Raw genomic sequence first — 8,349 nt, forward strand, 5'->3', positions numbered from 1 at the left:
CTCCCGTCGGAGTTAGCACAATCTGGTGCCGGGGATTAACCCGGCACCAGTGACCTGTTTGAGCGAGAGTTACTCGTCTTCCAGCTCGATGTTGATACCCAGAGAACGGATCTCTTTCAACAGTACGTTGAAGGATTCCGGCATACCTGGTTCCATCTGATGGTTGCCGTCCACGATGTTTTTATACATCTTCGTACGGCCGTTCACGTCATCAGACTTAACAGTAAGCATTTCTTGCAGGGTGTATGCTGCGCCATATGCTTCCAGCGCCCACACTTCCATCTCACCGAAGCGCTGACCACCGAACTGAGCCTTACCACCCAGCGGCTGCTGAGTAACCAGGCTGTAAGAACCGGTAGAACGCGCGTGCATCTTGTCATCAACCAGGTGGTTCAGTTTCAGCATGTACATGTAGCCAACGGTAACCTGGCGCTCGAATTGCTCACCGGTACGACCGTCGAACAGTGTGATCTGACCGGAAGTCGGCAGGCCACCCAGCTGTAACAGTTCCTTGATTTCAGACTCTTTTGCACCGTCGAATACTGGCGTTGCGATCGGCATACCCTTACGCAGGTTTTCCGCCAGACGCAGAACTTCATCATCGCTGAAGGTGTTCAGGTCGACTTTCTGACGAACGTCAGTACCCAGATCGTACGCACGCTGGATGAACTCGCGCAGTTTCGCGACTTCTTGCTGCTGTTTCAGCATGGCGTTGATTTTTTCGCCGATACCTTTCGCAGCCATACCCAGGTGGGTTTCGAGGATCTGACCGATGTTCATACGAGATGGTACGCCCAGCGGGTTCAGTACGATATCTACCGGCGTACCGTTAGCATCGTGTGGCATATCTTCGATCGGGTTGATCTTGGAGATAACACCCTTGTTACCGTGACGACCTGCCATCTTATCACCAGGCTGGATCTGACGTTTAACGGCCAGATACACCTTAACAATCTTCAGCACGCCTGGTGCCAGATCGTCGCCCTGAGTGATTTTACGGCGTTTCGCTTCGAGCTTTTTCTCGAACTCGTGTTTCAGTTCGTCATACTGCTCAGCCAGCTGTTCCAGCTGATTTTGTTTCTCTTCGTCGGTCAGGCCCAGTTCCAGCCAGCGATCGCGAGGCAGTTTGTCGAGCTTCTCAGCTTCAACACCACCGGCAACCAGCACCGCATAGATACGGCTGAACAGACCCGCTTCGAGGATTTGCAGTTCTTCAGACAGGTCTTTCTTAGCCTGTTTGAGCTGCATTTCTTCGATTTCCAGCGCGCGTTTGTCTTTCTCTACGCCGTCACGGGTGAAGACCTGAACGTCGATAACCGTACCGGAAACACCGTTTGGTACGCGCAGAGAAGAGTCTTTAACATCAGACGCTTTCTCACCGAAGATAGCACGCAGCAGTTTCTCTTCTGGCGTCAGCTGGGTTTCACCTTTCGGCGTTACCTTACCAACCAGAATGTCGCCACCGGTCACTTCTGCACCAATGTAAACGATACCGGATTCATCCAGTTTGGAGAGCGCAGCTTCACCCACGTTAGGGATGTCAGCGGTGATCTCTTCTGGCCCCAGCTTGGTGTCACGGGACACACACGCCAGTTCCTGAATGTGGATGGTGGTGAAACGATCTTCCTGAACCACACGCTCGGAGACGAGGATGGAGTCTTCGAAGTTGTAACCGTTCCACGGCATGAACGCTACGCGCATGTTCTGACCGAGCGCCAGTTCACCGAGGTCGGTAGACGGGCCATCAGCCAGCACGTCGCCGCGCTCAATTGGCTCACCCAGAGACACACATGGCATCTGGTTGATACAGGTGTTCTGGTTAGAACGGGTGTACTTGGTCAGGTTATAGATGTCGATACCTGCTTCACCTGGGTACATCTCGTCTTCGTTAACTTTGATAACGATACGGGAAGCATCCACGTACTGAACAGTACCGCCACGTTTAGCAACCGCAGTAACACCGGAGTCAACGGCAACAGCACGTTCCATACCAGTACCAACCAGCGGCTTATCAGCGCGCAGAGTTGGAACGGCCTGACGTTGCATGTTCGCACCCATCAATGCACGGTTGGCGTCATCGTGTTCCAGGAACGGGATCAGGGACGCACCGACGGATACCACCTGCTGGGTGGATACGTCCATGTAGTCAACCTGGTCGCGGCTGAACAAGCTGGATTCGCCTTTGCTACGGCAGGTAACCAGATCTTCTACAAAGTGGCCTTCGTCATCCAGGTTGGAGTTCGCCTGAGCGATAACGTAGTTGCCTTCTTCGATAGCAGACAGGTAGTGAATTTCGTCGGTTACAACACCGTCAGTCACTTTACGGTATGGCGTCTCGAGGAAGCCATATTCGTTAGTCTGTGCGTACACGGACAGGGAGTTGATCAGACCGATGTTTGGACCTTCAGGCGTTTCGATTGGACATACGCGACCATAGTGAGTCGGGTGTACGTCTCGAACTTCAAAGCCTGCACGTTCACGGGTCAGACCGCCTGGGCCGAGTGCAGAGATACGACGTTTGTGCGTAATCTCAGACAGCGGGTTGTTCTGGTCCATAAACTGAGACAGCTGGCTGGAACCGAAGAACTCTTTCACTGCTGCGGAAATCGGTTTGGCGTTGATCATATCCTGAGGCATCAGGGTATCCAGATCGCCCAGAGACAGACGCTCTTTCACCGCACGCTCAACACGTACCAGGCCAACACGGAATTGGTTTTCCGCCATTTCGCCTACGGAACGGATACGACGGTTGCCGAGGTGGTCGATATCGTCCACTTCGCCTTTACCGTTACGGATATCGATGAGCTTCTTCATCACTTCGATGATGTCGTCTTTGCTCAGGATACCGGAACCTTCGATTTCGTCGCGCAGCAGAGAACGGTTGAACTTCATACGACCAACCGCAGACAAGTCATAGCGGTCTTCGGAGAAGAACAGGTTCTCGAACAGGCTTTCAGCCGCTTCGCGAGTTGGTGGCTCACCAGGACGCATCATACGGTAGATTTCTACCAGCGCGCTCAGACGATCGGTGGTTGGGTCGACGCGGATAGTCTCAGACATATACGCGCCGTGGTCCAGATCGTTGGTGAACAGCGTTTCGATACGTTTGTGGCCAGACTGGCTCAGCTTAGCCAGCAGATCCAGGCTCAGCTCCATGTTCGCTGCGCAGATCAGCTCACCCGTTGACTCGTCAACGTAATCTTTCGCGACCACTTTTCCAGCAATGTATTCAACCGGAACTTCGATGTGTTTGATATCATCTTTTTCCAGCTGACGGATATGGCGCGCAGTGATACGGCGACCTTTTTCCACATACACTTTGCCGTTGGCTTCGATGTCGAACGACGCGGTCTCACCACGCAGACGTTCCGGCACCAGCTCCATTTGCAGCTTGTTGTCGCGGATTTCAAAGATCACTTTCTCGAAGAACAGGTCCAGGATCTGTTCTGTGGTGTATTGCAGCGCACGCAAAATAATGGTGGCTGGCAGTTTACGACGACGGTCGATACGGACAAACAGGTTGTCTTTTGGATCGAACTCGAAGTCCAGCCAGGAACCACGGTAAGGAATGATGCGCGCGTTATACAGTACTTTACCGGAAGAGTGTGTTTTACCTTTATCGCTGTCGAAGAAGACGCCCGGGCTACGATGCAGCTGGGAAACGATAACACGCTCAGTACCGTTGATAACGAAAGTACCGTTGTCCGTCATGAGTGGAATTTCACCCATGTAGACTTCTTGTTCTTTAATGTCTTTAACGGTGCCTTCCGGCGCTTCGCGCTCGTAAATCACCAGACGCAGTTTTACGCGCAGCGGTGCGGAATAGGTCACGCCACGGATCTGACATTCCTGAACGTCAAACACCGGTTCGCCAAGGCGGTAGCTGACGTATTGCAGCTCAGAATTACCGCTATAGCTTTTAATCGGGAATACGGAACGGAAAGCTGCTTCCAGACCATACTGCCCTTCAGGATCTTGCTCGATAAACTTCTGGAACGAGTCAAGCTGGATAGAAAGGAGATAAGGTATATCCAGAACTTGTGGACGTTTACCAAAATCCTTACGAATACGTTTTTTCTCGGTATAGGAGTAAACCATTAGGGTTCCTCAGCTCGCTGACAAGTCGACCCATCTGTCCGACGAAGGGACAGTTTGTGCAACACCATTTTGTTGATCGGAAAATTGAATACTTTCCGCAATACCTGTTGCTATCACGCTTAAACCATTTCGTTGCGATTTACACAGAGCGAGCACCCTGTCGCAGTATATTAAGGCGTCGATAGAAACAAGCATTGTCAGGACAATCAGCAGTCAAACAGTGTGAAATGCTACTGATGCCTTACAGCGCAAAAAGGCTGGTGACTAAAAAGTCACCAGCCATCAGCCTAATGACTTAGGCTGCAACCAGAAAAGTTGGCTTATTTAACTTCAACTTCAGCGCCAGCTTCTTCCAGAGATTTTTTCAGTGCTTCTGCGTCGTCTTTGCTCACGCCTTCTTTCAGCGCAGCTGGAGCAGATTCTACCAGGTCTTTAGCTTCTTTCAGACCCAGGCCAGTTGCGCCACGTACTGCTTTGATAACAGCAACTTTGTTAGCGCCAGCAGCTTTCAGAATTACGTCGAATTCAGTTTTTTCTTCAGCAGCTTCAGCCGGGCCAGCAGCTACAGCTACAGCAGCAGCAGCAGAAACACCGAATTTTTCTTCCATTGCAGAAATCAGTTCTACAACGTCCATTACGGACATAGCTGCAACTGCTTCAATGATTTGATCTTTAGTGATAGACATTTAAATTGTTCCTGAAAATCAGAATAAGTTTATACGTAAGCGAATGCTTTATAAAGATAACTGCTATTAAGCAGCTTCTTTCGCATCGCGAACAGCAGCCAGAGTGCGAACCAGTTTGCCAGCCGAAGCTTCTTTCATGGTTGCCATCAGGCGTGCAATTGCTTCTTCGTAGGTCGGCAGGGTTGCCAGGCGATCGATGTTCGATGCCGTGATCAACTCACCTTCAAAGGCTGCAGCTTTGACCTCAAATTTTGCATTCGCTTTCGCGAACTCTTTGAACAGACGAGCAGCAGCGCCCGGGTGTTCCATAGAGTATGCAATCAGGGTCGGACCAACAAACGTGTCTTTCAGGCACTCGAACTGAGTACCTTCAACTACGCGACGCAGCAGGGTGTTACGAACAACACGCATGTATACGCCAGCTTCACGACCTGCTTTACGCAGTTCAGTCATTTTGTCTACAGTAACGCCACGGGAATCCGCAACTACTGCAGACAGCGCGCCTTTGGCTACTTCGCTGACTTCAGCAACAATCGCTTGTTTGTCTTGAAGATTTAAAGCCATTAGCTTTGCTCCTGGATGTTTGCCGGAACACATGTTCCGGAACTCACTTCACTCAACCCAACGGGAAGAGCGTCTTAATACGGTGAGCAGAAACAAGCCAGAGTATCAAAAAATAATCTTAGCGTTCTGTCACCGTCTACGCAGGGGATTAAGTCTCTTGCGAAACACCTGCGGTCTTCGACGGAGGCCTGGATAGGCCAGGCTCCAACGAACAAATCTTGTCTATGTCTTCGTCCTTCGAACCGCCGCTGCGTTGGCTGCTCTCGTTCACACCAGTCACATAGTTAACTATGCTCCTGGCGATTCACTCGTTTGCCGCCTTGCTGCAATTCGAATGACTCGCATAGCGTCTGTATATTTCAACAGAATCGTGGGGGTAAGATTGTAGACAAAATCACCGCCCACGTAAAGGCATTAGTTTGCAGCAGCGCTCAGGCCAGCCTGGTCAACTGCAACACCTGCACCCATGGTGGTGGAGATGCTAACTTTCTTGATGTACACGCCTTTAGCCTGAGTTGGTTTAGCTTTTTTCAGCGCAACCAGCAGAGATTCCAGGTTTTCTTTCAGTTTGTCAGCGTCAAAGTCCACTTTACCGATGGTGGTGTGGATGATGCCGTTTTTGTCGTTACGGTAACGAACCTGACCAGCTTTAGCGTTCTTAACAGCTTCAGCAACGTTAGGAGTTACAGTACCCACTTTCGGGTTTGGCATCAGGCCGCGTGGACCCAGAACCTGGCCCAGCTGGCCAACAACGCGCATTGCATCCGGGGAAGCAATAACAACGTCAAAGTTCATTTCGCCTTTCTTGATCTGATCAGCCAGATCTTCCATACCTACCAGTTCAGCGCCGGCAGCTTTAGCAGCTTCAGCGTTTGCACCCTGAGCAAATACAGCTACACGAACGGAACGGCCAGTACCGTGTGGCAGTACAGTTGCGCCACGAACGTTCTGATCTGATTTACGAGCATCGATGCCCAGGTTAACAGCAACGTCAACGCTTTCAACGAACTTAGCAGTAGCCAGTTCTTTCAGCAGAGCGATAGCTTCGTTGATGTCGTACTGTTTGGTCGCATCAACTTTGTCACGGATCACGGACATGCGCTTGGTCAGTTTAGCCATTTCTTAGTCCTCCACTACCAGGCCCATGGAACGTGCAGTACCTTCGATGGAGCGAGTCATCGCTTCAATGTCGGCACCAGTCATGTCGGCAGCTTTGGTCTGCGCGATTTCCTGCAGCTGAGCGCGGGAAATTTTACCCACTTTGTCTTTGTTCGGTTTACCGGAACCAGACTTGATACCAGCCGCTTTCTTCAGCAGAACTGCTGCTGGAGGGGTTTTGGTAACGAAAGTGAAAGAACGGTCAGCGTAAACAGTGATTACGACTGGAATTGGCAGACCTTTTTCCAGGGATTCGGTTTTGGCGTTGAACGCTTTACAGAATTCCATGATGTTAACACCCTGCTGACCCAGAGCTGGACCAACTGGTGGACTTGGGTTCGCCATACCAGCTGCAACCTGCAGCTTGACGTAGGCTTGTACTTTCTTAGCCATTCTAAAATCCTCAAATTGGGTGATAGCGCTTCAGAGAAGCTCCCCGTGATGTAAAAATCGTTTTACGGGCGTGGCCCATAAAAACAAAAGGCGCGAAATTGTATTCCAATCTCGCGCCCTGTGCAACGATTAAATCGCCGCTTTTTTGATCGCTGCTTAGGCTTTTTCTACCTGGGCAAAGTCCAGTTCTACCGGGGTCGCACGACCGAAGATAGAAACAGAAACTTTCAGGCGGGACTTCTCGTAGTCCACTTCTTCAACCACACCGTTAAAGTCAGCAAACGGACCGTCGCTAACACGAACCATTTCACCCGGTTCAAACAGCGTTTTCGGACGCGGCTTATCACCAACCTGTTGCAGGCGGTTCATAATCGCATCAACTTCTTTGTCGCTGATTGGCGCCGGACGGTCAGACGTGCCGCCGATAAAGCCCATCACGCGCGGTACGCTGCGCACCAGGTGCCAGCTCGCGTCGTTCATCACCATCTGAACCAGCACGTAACCCGGGAAGAATTTACGTTCGCTTTTGCGACGCTGGCCGCCACGGATCTCGACCACTTCTTCGGTCGGAACCATCACTTCGCCAAACAACTCTTCCATATTGTGTAATTTGATATGCTCACGCAGCGACGTAGCTACGCGACCTTCAAAACCGGAAAACGCCTGAACGACGTACCAACGCTTTTTAGGGGCTTCAGACATCTTAGAACCTCAGGCCAGTGATAAAGGATACCAGGCGAACCAGAATACCATCCAGTCCCCACAGGATCAGTGACATTACCGCAGTTACCGCTGCCACAATCAGAGTGGTATGCAATGTTTCCTGGCGGGTTGGCCAAATGACCTTGCGGACTTCGGTACGTGCTTCGCGCGCGAAAGCAACGGTTGCTTTACCTTTAGTCGTTAACAGCGCGACACCGCCCGCTGCAGCAATCAGAATCACCACTGCCAGCGCACGCAGCGGCAGCATCATGTCACGATAAAGATAGTTGCCAACGATTGCCACAATCAGCAGCACGGCAACAGCGACCCACTTCATCGCTTCCAGGCCGCGCCCGCTCCCTTGAGCTTCGGTATTCGCACTCATAAACCAACCTGTAAGAAGAATTCTACAAATAATTTCACCCCGCGATTGCGAGGCGAGCCAAATCGAAACGCTTAATCCCTTTAGAGATTATACGCTCTCTGCAGAGCCTGTCTCAGCAATGATTATGACAAAAATAATCACTGATGAGCCAGGTTCTGATGTGAAAGCGTGCAAAAAGGGCATCAAATGATGCCCTTTTCATGCGCATTGCGTCAAATGTTATCAGCGATTAGCCGAGAACTTTAGCAACAACGCCCGCGCCAACGGTACGGCCGCCTTCACGGATTGCGAAACGCAGACCGTCGTCCATCGCGATTGGGTGGATCAGAGTCACAACCATCTTGATGTTGTCGCCTGGCATTA

The 8,349-nt window shown here is 51.1% G+C and carries 7 protein-coding genes and 1 pseudogene; all 8 read right to left on the minus strand.

The features are described 5' to 3' along the window. Positions 1-69 precede the first annotated feature (69 nt). The gene (gene rpoB / locus F3J30_RS22170; RefSeq protein WP_014068450.1) at positions 70-4,098 is read right to left on the minus strand and encodes a DNA-directed RNA polymerase subunit beta; all 4,029 of its coding nucleotides are present in this window, start codon (positions 4,096-4,098) and stop codon (positions 70-72) included. A gap of 320 nt (positions 4,099-4,418) precedes the next feature. Continuing rightward, positions 4,419-4,784 (minus strand): 50S ribosomal protein L7/L12, encoded by a 366-nt coding sequence (gene rplL, locus F3J30_RS22175; protein ID WP_006176746.1) that lies wholly within the window; start codon positions 4,782-4,784, stop codon positions 4,419-4,421. A 66-nt stretch (positions 4,785-4,850) separates the two neighbouring features. Beyond that, complete coding sequence (rplJ, locus tag F3J30_RS22180) at positions 4,851-5,348, minus strand: 50S ribosomal protein L10 (RefSeq protein ID WP_005132895.1); 498 nt, start codon at positions 5,346-5,348, stop codon at positions 4,851-4,853. A gap of 414 nt (positions 5,349-5,762) precedes the next feature. Further along, positions 5,763-6,467, minus strand: coding sequence for a 50S ribosomal protein L1 (gene rplA, locus F3J30_RS22185; protein WP_006176745.1), 705 nt, complete (start codon positions 6,465-6,467; stop codon positions 5,763-5,765). A gap of 3 nt (positions 6,468-6,470) precedes the next feature. Then, complete coding sequence (gene rplK, locus F3J30_RS22190; RefSeq protein ID WP_008503452.1) at positions 6,471-6,899, minus strand: 50S ribosomal protein L11; 429 nt, start codon at positions 6,897-6,899, stop codon at positions 6,471-6,473. A 156-nt stretch (positions 6,900-7,055) separates the two neighbouring features. After that, the gene (nusG, locus tag F3J30_RS22195) at positions 7,056-7,601 is read right to left on the minus strand and encodes a transcription termination/antitermination protein NusG (protein ID WP_002438628.1); all 546 of its coding nucleotides are present in this window, start codon (positions 7,599-7,601) and stop codon (positions 7,056-7,058) included. Between the two features lies 1 nt (position 7,602). Next, positions 7,603-7,986, minus strand: a complete 384-nt coding sequence (gene secE / locus F3J30_RS22200; protein ID WP_014068449.1) for a preprotein translocase subunit SecE — start codon at positions 7,984-7,986, stop codon at positions 7,603-7,605. Positions 7,987-8,215: 229 nt separating this feature from the next. Continuing rightward, positions 8,216-8,349, minus strand: a pseudogene (tuf, locus tag F3J30_RS22205) (elongation factor Tu); the annotation flags it as partial.

This window comes from Enterobacter sp. Tr-810 (assembly GCF_011752765.1).
Taxonomy (GTDB): domain Bacteria; phylum Pseudomonadota; class Gammaproteobacteria; order Enterobacterales; family Enterobacteriaceae; genus Enterobacter; species Enterobacter soli.